Below are 13,448 nucleotides of genomic sequence, written 5' to 3' on the forward strand. Positions count from 1 at the left end.
TTGGGTACAGTGTGACCTTCATTTTGGAGGCACCATGAACCCGACCATCGATCTCATCCTTTCCCATCGCTCCATTCGTCAGTTCACCCCTGAGCCCATCAGCGCCTCGCAACTCGATCAGATACTGAGCGCCGCCCAGAGCGCCTCCAGCTCCAGCTTCCTCCAGGCCAACAGCCTCATCCGGGTGACCGACAGGGGGCTGCGCGCCACCCTGGCCGAGCTGGCCGGACACCAGGCCTACGTGGCCGAGGCGGCGGAGTTCCTGCTGTTTTGCGCCGACTATCAACGCCACAGCCAGATAGTGCCGGACGCCCAGACCGGCTTCGTGGAGCAGCTCATGATCGGCGCCATCGACGGCGCCCTGATGGCCCAGAATGCCCTGCTGGCGGCCCAGTCCCTGGGCCTTGGCGGCGTCTACATCGGCGGCATTCGCAACAACCCGGCGGCGGTGAGCGAGCTGCTGGGACTGCCCCATCAGGTGATACCGCTGTTCGGCCTCTGCCTGGGTCATCCCGCCCAGCAGCCGGAGCAGAAGCCGCGGCTGCCCCGCGCCCTGGTGGTGCACGAGAACCGCTATCCAGAGACGCTCGATCGCGCTCTGCTGGCGCAATACGACAGCCAAATCCACGACTACTACCTGGCCCGCAGCAGCAACAACAAGGTGCAGACCTGGAGCGGACAGATCAAGGCCATCCTTGGCAAGGAGGCGCGTCCCTTCATGCTGGGCTTCCTCCAGTCGAAGGGGTTTTGCCTCAAGTAATGGGGGCGGCGGGCGATATGGAGCATGAGGCCCCTGGCATCGCCATCGCCGCGGCTCCCTTGCGTTGTTGTGAGGCAAGGTGCGATCTGGGCGCTACCCTATGCGGGTAAGCTGTTGTAGGATCACGCAATTGGATTGGGACAGGAGTGTGAATACCCTATGATTTTAACCTTGATATTGCTGTCGATTGGCGCACTCCTGTTTCTGGTCATCGCCTATAACGTGGTGCAGCAATACAAACAGAAGGCGGAAGCCGACAAGCGCCAGGCCATCGCCCGCCACAAGGCAGTGGCGGACGAGACGGAGGAGGTGCTGCTGAACGTCAACCTGGTGCCCTTCTCCAAGAACATGGTGCTGCTGCTGCAACACCGGATCCTGGATGCCTACCGCGCCATAGTGCAGGTCATGCCGAACGCCCAGGTCAAGCAGCGCATCATCGACGTCCAGACCCAGATCAAGAACGTGCAGGAGAACTACAGCAGTCAGGACGAGGGGCACTTCAAGACCCCGGAGTCCGACCGTCAGGCGATCCAGATGCTGCAGCTGGCCAAGAAGATGCGGGCCGTGCTGCGGGTCGAGCACAACAAGGGCAAGATAGACCCTCAGGGGTTTGCCCAGGAAGATCGCCGCCTCGAGCTGATGCAGCTCAAGATCAACATCGCCAACCTGATCAAGCGGGCCATGGATGCCCAGATCCAGGGGCAGTACGGCACCTGCCGTCAGCTCTATACCAAGGGGCTCGGCGCCCTGGCCAATGTCTCCGACAAGGACCCTTACCTGCTGGCGCGGGAAGAGGACATGCGACAGGGGATGCGCCAGCTGGAAGAGCATCTGCAGCAGCACAGCGAGAAGGAGCTGCAAAACATCAAGGACAAAGAAGCGGACGAGCTCGATGTCCTGTTCCAACCCAAGAAGAAATGGTGATCATGTCTCATCCACTGGATACCACGCTGGGGCCCATGGCCCCATTCGTTTGCCAACTGCTCACTGAAATGCACGCCCTCATGGGGGAGAGCGACGTCCCTGTGGTGGATCATCTCTGCTACCGCGCCGCCAGCTTGCCGGAATACCTGGCCCTGAAAGAGACGCTGGCGCGCCATGGGGTGCTGCTGGTGGAGGGAATGATAGGAGGCCGCCCCATCGCCACCTATCGCCTGCATCAGCCCGTCTGCTGGCAGCAGGTCACTGTCCCCTGCATCGAGCTGGCCGCCCCCAAGGCAGGCCGCGCCCATCAGGCGGGGCTGGAGCACATAGAGCTGGTGGTGCCCTCACTGCCGGCGCTGGTGGCCGCGCATCCCGGGCTTGCGTTCAAGACAGCCAACATGGACGACGGGCGCAACCCTGATGTGGGACTGATGCTGCCGTCGGGGCAAATCAAGTTTCATCTGCGCCCTTTGAGCGAGGTGATCGACGAGGAGCTGCACACCGGCGCCGTGGTGCCGGTGCCGGCGGATTATTACGACGGCCAGTGAGTTGAGGGCCCCGTCACTGGCGTGACGAGGCGTGACAGGAGAGGGGCGGCGCCGCGCGCTCCTTGAGATGGCCGAGCCAGAGGCTCAAGGCGGCGGTGACGCAGAGCACCAGCTCGATGCCGAGCACCAATCCCCAGAGGCCCCCCCGCTCCCAGAAGGGATGCAAGTAAAGCCCCCCCAGACTGGCCCCCAGATAATACCCCACCAGATAGAGCGACGAGGCGAGCGCCCTGTTGTGCTCCACATGCTGGCCGACCCAGGCGCTGGCGCAGGCGTGGGCGAGGAAGAAGCCGAAACTCGAGACCAGCAGGCCACCTATGATGGCGGCAAGGGTCCCCTGCAGCAGGGCGAGACTGCCGAGTGCCATCAGGGCTATCCCCGCCAGCAGCAGGCGCTGGGCCCCAAAGCGATGGGCACAGCGGCCGCTCAGGGAGGAGGCGAGGGTGCCGGTGAGGTAGGTCAGAAACAGCATGCCGAGCCACTGGGTCGGCAGGGAGAAGGGGGCCTTGGCCAGCAGGAAGGTGAGGTAGCTGTACTGGTTCAGGAACACCATGAAGTTGAGCCCGCCGATGAGATAGGCCCCCAGCAGCAAGGGGTTGCCGAGGTGGCTCTGGATGGCCCCGCGCAGTTGTCCGGGCGCCGCCACCACGGCCACGAAACGGGTCTGGGCGGGTAGCAACCAGATGATCAGCGGCAGCAGGGTGAGACTGATAAGCCCGATCCCGAGGAAGGTATGTTGCCAGTCGCCAAACCAGCCCGCCAGCAGGCCGCCGACCACCCGGCCGGCGATGCCGCCGAGGGAGTTGGCGGCGATATAGACCCCCACCGCCGAGAGCAGGGCGCGCTTGCTGAACTCTTCTCCCATGTAGGCGATGGCGGTGGCAGGCAGCCCGGCCAGGAGCGCCCCCTGCAGGATGCGCAGGCACACCAGCAGATCGAAGCGAGTCACCCAGGGAATGCACAGGGAAAGCAGTATGGCGCAGGTTAAGGTCCACAGCATGATCCGGCGACGCCCGAACCTGTCCGCCAGGCGGGCGCAGATGAGCAGCGATCCCGCGAGCCCGGCGGTGCAGCCCGCCAGGGTCCATCCCGCCGACAGGGAGCTGACGGAGAACACCTGTGCCAGCAGGGGCAGCAGGGGATGGGTCTGATAGAGATTGAGAAATACTAGGAAGGAGCCCAGGCTGAGGGCCAGGGTGGCGCGTATCCATTCGCGACTGCCTACTTCGATCATATGGAGTTGTCCCGACGACTTTTGTGCAGAGTAGTGGGTCGCTCTATATAAATATAATATATTTAAGTTATCAGTCTGATAAATGGAATTGATATGGATCTGAAACAGCTCGGTTACCTGCTGGCGGTGCGGGACACGGGCTCCTTCACCAAGGCCGCCCAGGGCTTGCACGTGGCGCAACCGGCCGTCAGCATGGCCATCGCCAAGCTGGAACAACAGCTCGAACTGCGCCTGTTCGACAGGCAGGATCGCAGCGTGCGGCTCACCCCTGAGGGGGAGGTGCTCTGCCGTCACGCCGAGCGGCTGCTGCTGCAGATGCACCAGGCAGAGGCGGAGATGGCCGAGCTCAAGGGACTGGAGCGGGGGGAGGTGCGCATCGGCATTCCCTACATGATGGGCTCCTATTACTTCCCGCCGATCCTGATGGCCTTCAAGCATAGCTACCCCGGTTTGAAGATCCGGGTGGAGGAGGCGGGCACCCGCGAGCTGCTCAGTCGCATGGTGGACGGCAGCCTGGATCTGGCCATCCTTATCACCAGCGACTTGCCGCCGGCCCTCGAGGGAGCCCAGTTGCTGCGGGAAGAGATGCTGATGGTGGTGGGGGAGGAGCATCCCCTGCGCGGGGCCGGCGCCGTCTCGCTGCCACAGTTCTTCAGCCAGGAGCTCGCCATGTTCCGGCGGGGTTTCTACCACAGAGAGCACATGGAGGCGCTGGCACAGGGCTTGGGGATCGAGCCCAATATCGGCTTCGAGAGCAATCTCATCCCCCTGCTCAAAGCGGTGGTGCGGCAGGGGTTTGCCGTGACCACCTTCCTGCGCATGGCGCTGGAGGAGGAGACGGCGCTTTGCGGCATCCCCTTTGCTCCGCCCATCTTCCTCGATCTCTGCGTGGCCTGGCGGCGGGGAGATCCCCTCTCCATGGCCAACCGGGCGCTGCGGGATTTCCTGTTGGCACAGGCCAATCCAGAGTCAGCCCCAGACGGTGCCTTGATGGACAATCAATAGGGCAGCGAAAACGCCAACAAAAACGCCTCCCGATGGGAGGCGTTTTTCATTCCGCTGCCAGGCTGCGAGCCATCACTTCTTGAACAGATGATCCAGCTTGTTCGCCTTGGTGGAGAGATAGAACTCGTTGTGTGGATTGCGACCCTCCTGCAGGGGGACGCGCTCGGCCACCGGAATGCCAAAGGATTCCATCGCCTTCAGCTTGCGCGGGTTGTTGGTCATCAGGCGGAGGCTCTTGACCTCCAAGGCCTTCAGCATATCGGCACAAATGGTGTAATCGCGCATGTCGGCGGCAAAGCCCAGTGCCACGTTGGCCTCGACGGTGTCGGCGCCCTGATCCTGCAGATGATAGGCACGGATCTTGTTGAGCAGGCCTATGCCACGACCTTCCTGGCGGACATACAGCAAGACGCCGCGACCGGCCTTGGCGATCTTCTCCATGGCGGCCTGTAGCTGGAAGCCGCAGTCGCAACGCAGGCTGAACAGGGCGTCCCCGGTCAGACATTCGGAATGAATTCGGCCCAGTACGGGCTCACCGTCCGCGATATCGCCCATCACCAGTGCGGCGTGATCCTTGCCTGTACCGGTTTCCTGAAAGCCAACTAGCGTGAAGGTGCCCCAGGGGGTTGGCAACTTGGATTTAGCCACCAGGCTAATGCTGCTCATAGGGTTGCTCCTGACTACAACTGCTTAAAAAAGGCGGCCAGTTTAGCGCGCCTTGTCCATAACAACCATAAGAACAAAACCTTGCAGGAGGGATGGGTTACCGGATTGGTCATAATAGGCGCAATCGCGACGACTTTTGCGCAATTGTGTGCCCTGACAACTGCCAGCGCCGGTGCATTCGGGTATAATCGGCGCCCATTACCCCATCCCGCCAGGGATGTGTGCAACCAGTCAACATGCCGAGTGCGCAGGAGAAAAGTTATGCCTCAGATGGCCCCCGTGATGACAATTGATGGCCCGAGTGGAGCCGGTAAGGGCACCCTGTGCCAGCTGTTGGCAGAGAAACTGGGATGGCACCTGCTCGACTCCGGTGCCATCTACCGGGTGCTGGCGCTGGCGGCCTTGCACCACGATGTGGAGCTCGACGCCGAAGCCGCGCTGGTGCCCCTGGCCGCCAATCTGGACGTGCAGTTCCAGGTCGATGGCGGACAGGTCAAGGTGGTGCTGGAAGGGGAGGATGTCTCCCGTACCATCCGCTCCCAGGAAGTGAGCGATGCCGCCAGCAAGGTCGCCGTCTTCCCCCGCGTGCGCGAGGCGCTGCTGCGCCGCCAGCGTGCCTTCCGCCAGTTGCCGGGCCTTATTGCCGATGGCCGTGACATGGGGACTGTGGTTTTCCCCGAGGCCGAGGTGAAGATTTTCCTCGATGCCAGCGCGGAAGAGCGGGCGCAGCGCCGCTATAAGCAGTTGCAAGATAAGGGCTTTGATGTTAACTTTGAGCGTCTTTTAACCGAGATTCGGGAACGTGACGATCGCGACAGAAATCGCGCCGTTGCCCCCCTGAAACCCGCGGAAGATGCTCTTGTGGTAGACTCAACGTCTATGACCATAGATGACGTGCTGGCAACGGTGCTCGCCTATGCGGAGCAACAACTTGGTGATGTCAGCACCAGCTGATGTCAGTCGTCTGCACCATGGATGGCGCAGATAATTTAAAACAACCCCGCTTGTGCCGGATTGCGAGTGGATGTTTCATTTGTGACACAAACAATGATCGAATCTTTTGCTCAACTCTTTGAAGAGTCCCTGAACGCCGTTGAAACCCGTCAAGGTTCCATCGTCAAGGGTACCGTCGTTGCTATCGAGAACGGTTTTGTACTGGTTGACGCCGGTCTGAAATCCGAGTCTGCCATTCCTGCTGAAGAGTTCAAGAACGCCCTGGGCGAACTGGAAATCAACGTAGGCGACACCGTTGACGTGGCTCTGGACTCTATCGAAGATGGTTTCGGCGAAACCAAGCTGTCCCGCGAAAAAGCCAAGCGCCACGAAGCCTGGCTGCAGCTTGAGAAGGCATACGAAGAGCAAGCTACCGTTATCGGTATCATCAACGGCAAGGTCAAGGGTGGTTTCACCGTTGAGCTGAACGGCATCCGTGCCTTCCTGCCGGGTTCTCTGGTTGACGTGCGTCCGATCCGTGACACCGCTCACCTGGAAAACAAAGAACTCGAGTTCAAGGTCATCAAGCTGGACCAGAAGCGCAACAACGTTGTCGTTTCCCGTCGTGCCGTGATCGAAACCGAGAACACCTCCGAGCGCGAAAGCCTGCTGGCCAACCTGCAAGAAGGTCAAGAAGTTAAGGGTATCGTCAAGAACCTGACCGACTACGGTGCATTCGTAGATCTGGGCGGTGTTGACGGCCTGCTGCACATCACCGACATGGCGTGGAAGCGTGTTAAGCATCCTTCCGAAATCGTCAACGTTGGCGACGAGATCGCAGTCAAGGTTCTGAAGTTCGACCGCGAGCGTACCCGTGTATCCCTGGGTCTGAAGCAGCTGGGCGAAGATCCCTGGGTTGCTATCGCCAAGCGTTACCCGGAGACCACCCGTCTGTCTGGCCGCGTGACCAACCTGACCGACTACGGCTGCTTCGTTGAAATCGAAGAAGGCGTTGAAGGCCTGGTACACGTATCCGAGATGGATTGGACCAACAAGAACATCCACCCGTCCAAGGTTGTTAACGTTGGCGACGTGGTTGACGTGATGGTTCTGGACATCGACGAAGAGCGTCGTCGTATCTCCCTGGGTCTGAAGCAGTGCAAGTCCAACCCGTGGCAGCTGTTTGCCGAAACTCACGCCAAGGGCGACCGTGTTTCCGGCAAGATCAAGTCCATCACTGACTTCGGTATCTTCATCGGTCTGGACGGCGGCATCGACGGCCTGGTTCACCTGTCTGACATCTCCTGGAACAACCAGGGCGAAGAGGCAGTACGTGAATTCAAGAAGGGCGACGAAATCGAAGCCGTTGTTCTGCAAGTGGACCCGGAGCGCGAGCGCATCTCCCTGGGTGTCAAGCAGATCGAAGAAGACCCGTTCAACAAGTACCTGTCTGACAACAAGAAAGGTGCTATCGTGAAGGGTAAGGTTACCGAGGTTGACGCCAAGGGTGCCGTGATCGAACTGGCTGACGGCGTGGAAGGCTACCTGCGTGCCTCCGACGCTGCTCGTGACCGTGTAGAAGACGCCACTCTGGTGCTGTCTGTCGGTGACGAAGTTGAAGCCAAATTCATGGGTGTTGATCGCAAGAACCGTACCGTAAGCCTGTCTGTCCGTGCCAAGGACGAGGCTGACGAGCGTGTTGCCATCGACAGCCTGAACCAACAAGAAGAAGTTGTGTTCAGCAATGCCATGATGGAAGCGTTCAAAGCCGCCAAGGGTGAGTAATCCTTGATGCAAGAAAAGGGCGGCTTCACGCCGCCCTTTTTTATCTTGGCATAATGAAATTGCATGTGATCGGGGAAGGAGATTTAACCTTATGACCAAATCAGATCTCATCGAACAATTGGCTGCCAGCCGCATGCATATGCCGGCCAAAGATGTCGAAGCCGCCATCAAGGAGATCCTTGAGCAGATGGCATCGACCTTGCAAAACGGCGACCGGATTGAAATCCGAGGATTTGGAAGTTTCTCACTGCACTATCGTGCGCCCCGCGTGGGTCGCAACCCCAAGACAGGGGACAAGGTTGAACTGACCGGGAAATATGTCCCGCATTTCAAGCCTGGTAAAGAGTTACGCGAACGCGTGAACATCATCGAATAATGCAGAAAATGGCATACCTGGGTATGCCTTTTTTATTTTTACGTCTTTAGATATGTGATTTGTCAGGTTTCTCGCAGTCTTTTCCCATTCGCTCTAGAGTCTGCCTGTGATTTTAAGGATAATCAGTCTCTCATTAGCTACAGACAGGGAGATCTTATGAAGCGTATATTGGCCCTTATCCCATTGGTGCTGGTGTTTGTACTGACCCTCGCCATCGGCTCGCAAAATGGCCAGCTGGTGCAGTTCAACTATCTCATCGCCCAGGGGGAGTTCTCCCTCTCCATGCTGCTGGGGTTCTTCTTTGCCGGTGGCTTCCTGTTGGGCTGGCTGGTGTTCGGTCTGCTCTTCCTGCGCTTGAAACTGCAAAACCGCACCCTCAGTCGCACCATGCGTCGTCAATCCCGTGAGTTGGAGCTAGCCCGGTCGCCAGCCAAGGAATAATGTCCCTCGATGCTTGAACTGCTTTTCCTGCTGTTGCCGATTGCCGCCGGTTATGGCTGGTACATGGGACGCAGGAGTGTTCGCCAGGACACCCAGCAACAGAGTAACCAGTTTTCCCGCCAGTACGTGGCGGGCCTCAACTATTTGCTGTCTGACGAGTCGGACAAGGCGGTGGATCTCTTCATCCAGCTGCTGGAAGTCGACAGCGAAACCATCGAAACCCATCTCTCCCTCGGCAACCTGTTCCGTCAGCGGGGCGAGGTCGATCGCGCCATCAAGATCCACCAGAACCTGGTCGCCCGCCAGCTGACCCGGGAGCAGCGTCAGCTCGCGCTGCAGGAGCTGGCCAGGGATTTCCTGGCTGCCGGCCTGCTGGATCGGGCCGAAGCGCTCTGGAAGGAGCTGTGCGAAGACAGCGACTTTGAAGAGACGGCCCTGGCGCAGTTGCTCATTATCCATCAACAGCTGCGTGACTGGGACAAGGCCATCGAGGTCGCCATTCGCCTGCAGAAATTCCAGGGCAAGAAGCTGGCGGAGCCCATCTCCCATTTCTATTGCGAGCAGGCGGAGAGCGCCTTGCGTGACGGTGACAAGGGGGCGGGGATCGCCAAGTTCAAGCGGGCGCTCGTAGCCCACCCTGCCTGCGCTCGGGCCAGCCTGCGATTGGCCGATCTGTCGATGGAAGAGGGCAAGTACGAGGAGGCCAGCAAGGATCTGCTGCGGGTGTTCGAGCAGGACATGGATTTTGCCTCCGAAGCCATGCCCAGGCTGCTCGATTGCTATCAGCAGCTTGGCCGCACCCAGGAGCTGATCCCGCTGCTGGAGAAGGCGGTGGAGGATCATGCCGGTGTCAGCGTAACCCTGGCCCTGGCCAATCTGGTGGAGGCGCGCGACGGCCTGAGCCAGGCCCGCGCCCTGGTGCTGCGTCAGCTGCGGCGCCACCCCTCCATGAAGGGGTTTTACCAGCTGGTGGGCTTCCAGTTGGCCAGCGCCGAGGAGGGGCCCGCCAAGGAGAGTCTGGAGCTGCTGCAGCAGCTGGTCGGCGAGCAGATCAAGATAAAATCGACCCACAAGTGCCGCCAGTGCGGCTTTGCCACCCATTCGCTGTTCTGGCAGTGTCCCTCCTGCCGGCAGTGGGGCTCCATCAAGCCTATTCGTGGCCTGGATGGTGAATAGCCCTTAGTGACCAAAAGTCCGTCCCCGCGCGCCTCGAGCGGAGGCGGCAAGCCGAACCCGGCGCTAACCCAAGTGATCAAGATGCCAGACTGCGACCGGCTCGTCGGCCGTGTCGAGTCTGGATGTGGCATAACAACCCATAGGAAGTGACATGCAAGACCCCAAAGTACTGGTCGCGCTGGATTATCAGCACGAAGCCGATGCCTTCGCCTTCATTGAACAGATCTCTCCGGCCGAGTGCCGCCTCAAGGTGGGCAAGGAGATGTTTACCCTGTTTGGCCCCCAGTTCGTGCGTCAGCTGGTGGCCAAGGGCTTCGAGGTGTTCCTGGATCTGAAGTTTCACGACATTCCCAACACGGTTGCCAAGGCCGTGGCGGCGAGTGCCGAGCTCGGGGTCTGGATGGTCAACGTCCATGCCTGCGGGGGAGAACGCATGATGCGCGCCGCCAGGGAGGCGCTGCTGCCCTATGGTGACAAGGCGCCTCTGCTGATCGGGGTGACAGTGCTGACCAGCATGGAGCAGTCCGATATGGCCCCCCTGGGTCTGGATGTGAGCCCGGCCGAGCAGGTGATCCGGCTGGCCACCCTCGCCAAGACGGCAGGGCTGGACGGCGTGGTCTGCTCCGCCGAGGAAGCCAGTGCGTTGAAAGCCTTGCTCGGCACCGACTTCAAGCTGGTGACCCCGGGCATTCGCCCGAGTGGATCGGCGGCCGGGGATCAACGCCGGGTCATGACGCCGCTGGCGGCGGTGGAGGCGGGGGCCGACTACCTGGTGATTGGGCGACCCATTACCCAGGCGGCGGATCCGGCCGCCGTGTTGGGGGCGATCAACGCCGAGCTCAGCCGATAAGGGGCCGACCCCTTGATGACAACAGGCCGGATTGCAGATCCGGCCTGTTGCGTTTTGATGGGGCGCTGAGCGCTGCTGCGAATGAGTGGCAGCCCTTATCTGCGGGGGATCAGGACTTGACGGTCTGCACACCCAGGCCGATGGGGAAGAGACCGAGCAACAGGCCGGCGGCCGAGCCGATGAGGTGCGACTCTATGTGCACCCTGGCGCCAATGAGGGCAGAGACAGGGCTCTCTCCCGCACTGTAAAAGTCCAGCCCGAGCTTGATGACGATACCAAGCAGCATGAGCCAGCCCGAATGGCGACGATAGCGGATATCCTGCATGGCCCCCCACACGAACAGGCCGTGCAGCAGGCCGGATAGCCCCATGTACCATTGGGTCTGCGGGCACCACCACCAGATCCCGAGTCCGACGGCCGTCCCCAGCAGCAGGAGCAGCACGGGCAGGCGCCAGCCCGTCAGGTATTCGCGAAACAGGCTGTAGAGCACCGCAAGCCCGCTCAGGTTGAGCAGCAGGTGCCATCCGTTGGTGTGGGCCAGATTGCCTGTTATGATGCGCCACCCTTCGCCCTGGGCGATCAGGTCGCGATCGAAGGAGAGCAGGTGGTTAGGTACGGTGAAGAAGAGCAAGGCAGTGACGAGCGAAAGCGTGATGACCCAGAGCAGCCCCGATTTTTCTGACAACATGAAACAACCCAACGACAGAGAGAGCCGATACTGTACACGCTGTACCCGAGCCCTCAAAGCCTGCCTGTGTGAATATATCCAGCCGGTGCCCCACCTCGCACCGCTCCATATCCTGCAGCATCCCGGCGAGGTCGCCCACCCCAAGGGAACGGCCGTCCTGCTGGCCGCCTCCCTCAGCCATGCCCGCATTCACGTAGGGGAGCACTTCGCCGATGCCGACTGGCTCAATGCCCTGCTCGCCGATCCCAAGGTGCAGTGCTATCTGCTGTGGCCCGATGATGAGGCCCTGACCCTGGCGCAGGTGCGCGAGGGCCGCGAGCAAGCCAAAGAGGTGCACTTTATCCTGCTCGATGGCACCTGGCGCAAGGCCTATCGCATGTTGCACAGCAACCCGGCCCTGCTGGGATTGCCGAGGATCACGCTGGGCACCATGGCGGGGCAATATTCCATTCGCAAGAAGCCGTTTCCCGAGGCGCTGTCGACCCTGGAGGCGGGCTACCATCTGTTATCCCAGTGGGAAGGGGAGCCCGAGCGCTTCGCCCCGCTGATGAACCTCTTTACCCAGTTGAACCGGCAGTGGCATGACTTTGCCCAAGGTCGCCGCGCTTGAATCTGAATTGCAAACAGGAGTGATGAACGTGAAAAAAGCCGTCGTGGTATTCAGTGGTGGTCAGGACAGTACCACCTGCCTGGTGCAGGCCCTGGCCCTCTATGATGAAGTGCACGCCATCACCTTCGACTATGGCCAGCGTCATCGGGAAGAGATCGAGACAGCTCGCCGTCTGGCGGGGCAGATCGGGATTGCCGCCCACAAGGTGATGGATGTGACCATGCTGGGTGAGCTGGCCGTCTCGGCCCTGACCCGGGACGACATCCCGGTCAGCGGTGAGCTGCAGGACAACGGCCTGCCCAACACCTTCGTGCCGGGCCGCAACATACTGTTTCTGACCCTGGCGGCCATCTATGCCTATCAGGTCGGTGCCGACACCCTGATCACCGGGGTGTGCGAGACCGACTTCTCCGGTTATCCCGATTGCCGCGACGACTTCGTCAAGGCCCTCAATCAGGCGGTGTCGCTGGGGCTGGATCGCGCCATTCGCTTCGAGACTCCCCTGATGTGGCTCGACAAGGCGGAAACCTGGGCGCTGGCGGATCACTATGGCCACCTCGAGACGGTGCGCCAGCAGACCCTCACCTGCTACAACGGCATCCAGGGGGATGGCTGCGGCACTTGCCCCGCCTGCGAGCTGCGCAGCCGCGGCCTGCAGCGCTATCTGGGCGACAAGGCGGGCATCATGGCCAGCTTGCGCGAGAAAACCGGATTGTGATCCTGCCTCTTTCCCGGGTTTGGGGTATAATCCGCGCCTTTTGCAGCAAGCCGTGACCGAGATGCACTACCCAATCAACGAGATCTTCCAGACCATCCAGGGGGAGGGCGTCTTCACCGGCGTGCCCGCCATCTTCGTTCGCCTGCAAGGCTGCCCGGTGGGCTGCCCCTGGTGCGACACCCGCCATACCTGGGTGGTGGATCCTGCCCGTGAGGTGGGCCGCCGCGAGGTGCTCGACCGATCCAACGAGTCCGATGGCTGGAGCAAGATGAGCACGGAGGAGATCCTGGGGAGCTTCGAGACCCTGGGTTACCGGGCGCGCCATGTGGTGTTGACCGGTGGCGAGCCCTGTCTCTACGATCTGCACGAACTCTCGGCGGCCCTGCTGGCGGCGGGATATCAGGTGCAGATCGAAACCAGTGGTACCAGCGAGATCCTGACCCACGCGCAGACCTGGGTCACCGTCTCCCCCAAGATTGGCATGAAGGGGGGCTTGCCTGTGCTGGTGTCGGCCCTGGAGCGGGCCAACGAGATCAAGCATCCGGTGGCCACCGAGCGCCATATCGAGGAGCTCGATGCCCTGCTGGCGACAGCCAGCCTGCGTCCCGACGTGGTGATAGCATTGCAGCCCATCAGCCAGAAGCCCAGGGCCACCGAACTGGCCATGGCGACCTGCATCGCCCGTAATTGGCGGCTCTCCATCCAGACCCATAAATATCTGAATATCGATTGAT

At 60.9% G+C, this 13,448-nt stretch carries 16 protein-coding genes; 13 read left to right on the plus strand and 3 right to left on the minus strand.

Features of this window, described 5'->3' with window-relative positions:
- The first annotated feature begins 34 nt into the window (after positions 1–34).
- The 3 genes from nfsA to G4923_RS17675 all read left to right on the plus strand — a co-directional run bounded on the left by nfsA (position 35) and on the right by G4923_RS17675 (position 2,232).
- Entirely contained in the window at positions 35–760 is a 726-nt protein-coding gene (nfsA, locus tag G4923_RS17665; protein WP_163137831.1) for an oxygen-insensitive NADPH nitroreductase, read from the plus strand.
- A 159-nt stretch (positions 761–919) separates the two neighbouring features.
- Positions 920–1,684, plus strand: coding sequence for a hypothetical protein (locus G4923_RS17670; RefSeq protein ID WP_025327195.1), 765 nt, complete (start codon positions 920–922; stop codon positions 1,682–1,684).
- Entirely contained in the window at positions 1,678–2,232 is a 555-nt protein-coding gene (locus G4923_RS17675; RefSeq protein WP_163137832.1) for a VOC family protein, read from the plus strand. The genes G4923_RS17670 and G4923_RS17675 overlap by 7 nt, the downstream gene beginning before the upstream one ends.
- A gap of 13 nt (positions 2,233–2,245) precedes the next feature.
- On the opposite strand, the gene G4923_RS17680 is transcribed toward G4923_RS17675, so the two are convergent.
- The gene (locus tag G4923_RS17680) at positions 2,246–3,466 is read right to left on the minus strand and encodes an MFS transporter (RefSeq protein WP_163137833.1); all 1,221 of its coding nucleotides are present in this window, start codon (positions 3,464–3,466) and stop codon (positions 2,246–2,248) included.
- Between the two features lie 93 nt (positions 3,467–3,559).
- Here G4923_RS17680 and G4923_RS17685 point away from each other — a divergent pair, with 93 nt between their 5' ends.
- Positions 3,560–4,471, plus strand: a complete 912-nt coding sequence (locus G4923_RS17685; RefSeq protein WP_163137834.1) for a LysR family transcriptional regulator — start codon at positions 3,560–3,562, stop codon at positions 4,469–4,471.
- 72 nt (positions 4,472–4,543) lie between these two features.
- On the opposite strand, the gene ribA is transcribed toward G4923_RS17685, so the two are convergent.
- A complete protein-coding gene (gene ribA / locus G4923_RS17690) occupies positions 4,544–5,137 on the minus strand; it encodes a GTP cyclohydrolase II (RefSeq protein ID WP_106886607.1) in 594 nt (197 codons plus the stop codon).
- Between the two features lie 261 nt (positions 5,138–5,398).
- Between ribA and cmk the strand changes: the two genes are divergently transcribed.
- From cmk to pyrF, 6 genes are all read left to right on the plus strand, one after another.
- Positions 5,399–6,091 (plus strand): (d)CMP kinase, encoded by a 693-nt coding sequence (cmk, locus tag G4923_RS17695; RefSeq protein ID WP_042649706.1) that lies wholly within the window; start codon positions 5,399–5,401, stop codon positions 6,089–6,091.
- Positions 6,092–6,184: 93 nt separating this feature from the next.
- Positions 6,185–7,855, plus strand: coding sequence for a 30S ribosomal protein S1 (gene rpsA / locus G4923_RS17700; protein ID WP_005327816.1), 1,671 nt, complete (start codon positions 6,185–6,187; stop codon positions 7,853–7,855).
- A gap of 91 nt (positions 7,856–7,946) precedes the next feature.
- Positions 7,947–8,231, plus strand: coding sequence for an integration host factor subunit beta (ihfB, locus tag G4923_RS17705; RefSeq protein ID WP_005299934.1), 285 nt, complete (start codon positions 7,947–7,949; stop codon positions 8,229–8,231).
- A gap of 156 nt (positions 8,232–8,387) precedes the next feature.
- On the plus strand, positions 8,388–8,672 hold the full coding sequence (locus G4923_RS17710) for a LapA family protein (RefSeq protein WP_005327818.1): 285 nt from the start codon (positions 8,388–8,390) through the stop codon (positions 8,670–8,672).
- Positions 8,673–8,681: 9 nt separating this feature from the next.
- Positions 8,682–9,848, plus strand: coding sequence for a lipopolysaccharide assembly protein LapB (gene lapB / locus G4923_RS17715; protein ID WP_163137835.1), 1,167 nt, complete (start codon positions 8,682–8,684; stop codon positions 9,846–9,848).
- Positions 9,849–9,999: 151 nt separating this feature from the next.
- The gene (pyrF, locus tag G4923_RS17720; RefSeq protein WP_163137836.1) at positions 10,000–10,698 is read left to right on the plus strand and encodes an orotidine-5'-phosphate decarboxylase; all 699 of its coding nucleotides are present in this window, start codon (positions 10,000–10,002) and stop codon (positions 10,696–10,698) included.
- A 109-nt stretch (positions 10,699–10,807) separates the two neighbouring features.
- Here the strand turns inward: pyrF and rrtA are convergent, their stop codons facing one another.
- Positions 10,808–11,386, minus strand: coding sequence for a rhombosortase (gene rrtA / locus G4923_RS17725; protein WP_234571099.1), 579 nt, complete (start codon positions 11,384–11,386; stop codon positions 10,808–10,810).
- On the opposite strand from rrtA, the gene G4923_RS17730 reads away from it, so the two are divergent.
- The 3 genes from G4923_RS17730 (at position 11,352) to queE (ending at position 13,447) form a co-directional block, all read left to right on the plus strand.
- Positions 11,352–11,996 (plus strand): tRNA-uridine aminocarboxypropyltransferase, encoded by a 645-nt coding sequence (locus G4923_RS17730; RefSeq protein WP_205597152.1) that lies wholly within the window; start codon positions 11,352–11,354, stop codon positions 11,994–11,996. The two genes, rrtA and G4923_RS17730, sit on opposite strands and share 35 nt — an antisense overlap.
- 28 nt (positions 11,997–12,024) lie before the next feature.
- Entirely contained in the window at positions 12,025–12,714 is a 690-nt protein-coding gene (gene queC / locus G4923_RS17735; RefSeq protein ID WP_234678084.1) for a 7-cyano-7-deazaguanine synthase QueC, read from the plus strand.
- A 61-nt stretch (positions 12,715–12,775) separates the two neighbouring features.
- Positions 12,776–13,447, plus strand: coding sequence for a 7-carboxy-7-deazaguanine synthase QueE (gene queE / locus G4923_RS17740; protein WP_163137839.1), 672 nt, complete (start codon positions 12,776–12,778; stop codon positions 13,445–13,447).
- The last annotated feature ends 1 nt before the right edge of the window (position 13,448 follow it).

The sequence above is a fragment of the Aeromonas rivipollensis genome, assembly GCF_010974825.1.
In the GTDB taxonomy this organism is placed as follows: domain Bacteria; phylum Pseudomonadota; class Gammaproteobacteria; order Enterobacterales; family Aeromonadaceae; genus Aeromonas; species Aeromonas rivipollensis.

What these genes read in the sequence shown, in the direction of transcription:
- nfsA (WP_163137831.1), top strand. Translation starts at nt 35, where the DNA reads ATGAACCCGACCATCGATCTCATCCTTTCCCATCGCTCCATTCGTCAG.
- G4923_RS17670 (WP_025327195.1), top strand. Translation starts at nt 920, where the DNA reads ATGATTTTAACCTTGATATTGCTGTCGATTGGCGCACTCCTGTTTCTG.
- G4923_RS17675 (WP_163137832.1), top strand. Translation starts at nt 1,678, where the DNA reads ATGGTGATCATGTCTCATCCACTGGATACCACGCTGGGGCCCATGGCC.
- G4923_RS17680 (WP_163137833.1), bottom strand. Translation starts at nt 3,466, where the DNA reads ATGATCGAAGTAGGCAGTCGCGAATGGATACGCGCCACCCTGGCCCTC.
- G4923_RS17685 (WP_163137834.1), top strand. Translation starts at nt 3,560, where the DNA reads ATGGATCTGAAACAGCTCGGTTACCTGCTGGCGGTGCGGGACACGGGC.
- ribA (WP_106886607.1), bottom strand. Translation starts at nt 5,137, where the DNA reads ATGAGCAGCATTAGCCTGGTGGCTAAATCCAAGTTGCCAACCCCCTGG.
- cmk (WP_042649706.1), top strand. Translation starts at nt 5,399, where the DNA reads ATGCCTCAGATGGCCCCCGTGATGACAATTGATGGCCCGAGTGGAGCC.
- rpsA (WP_005327816.1), top strand. Translation starts at nt 6,185, where the DNA reads ATGATCGAATCTTTTGCTCAACTCTTTGAAGAGTCCCTGAACGCCGTT.
- ihfB (WP_005299934.1), top strand. Translation starts at nt 7,947, where the DNA reads ATGACCAAATCAGATCTCATCGAACAATTGGCTGCCAGCCGCATGCAT.
- G4923_RS17710 (WP_005327818.1), top strand. Translation starts at nt 8,388, where the DNA reads ATGAAGCGTATATTGGCCCTTATCCCATTGGTGCTGGTGTTTGTACTG.
- lapB (WP_163137835.1), top strand. Translation starts at nt 8,682, where the DNA reads ATGCTTGAACTGCTTTTCCTGCTGTTGCCGATTGCCGCCGGTTATGGC.
- pyrF (WP_163137836.1), top strand. Translation starts at nt 10,000, where the DNA reads ATGCAAGACCCCAAAGTACTGGTCGCGCTGGATTATCAGCACGAAGCC.
- G4923_RS17730 (WP_205597152.1), top strand. Translation starts at nt 11,352, where the DNA reads ATGACCCAGAGCAGCCCCGATTTTTCTGACAACATGAAACAACCCAAC.
- rrtA (WP_234571099.1), bottom strand. Translation starts at nt 11,386, where the DNA reads ATGTTGTCAGAAAAATCGGGGCTGCTCTGGGTCATCACGCTTTCGCTC.
- queE (WP_163137839.1), top strand. Translation starts at nt 12,776, where the DNA reads ATGCACTACCCAATCAACGAGATCTTCCAGACCATCCAGGGGGAGGGC.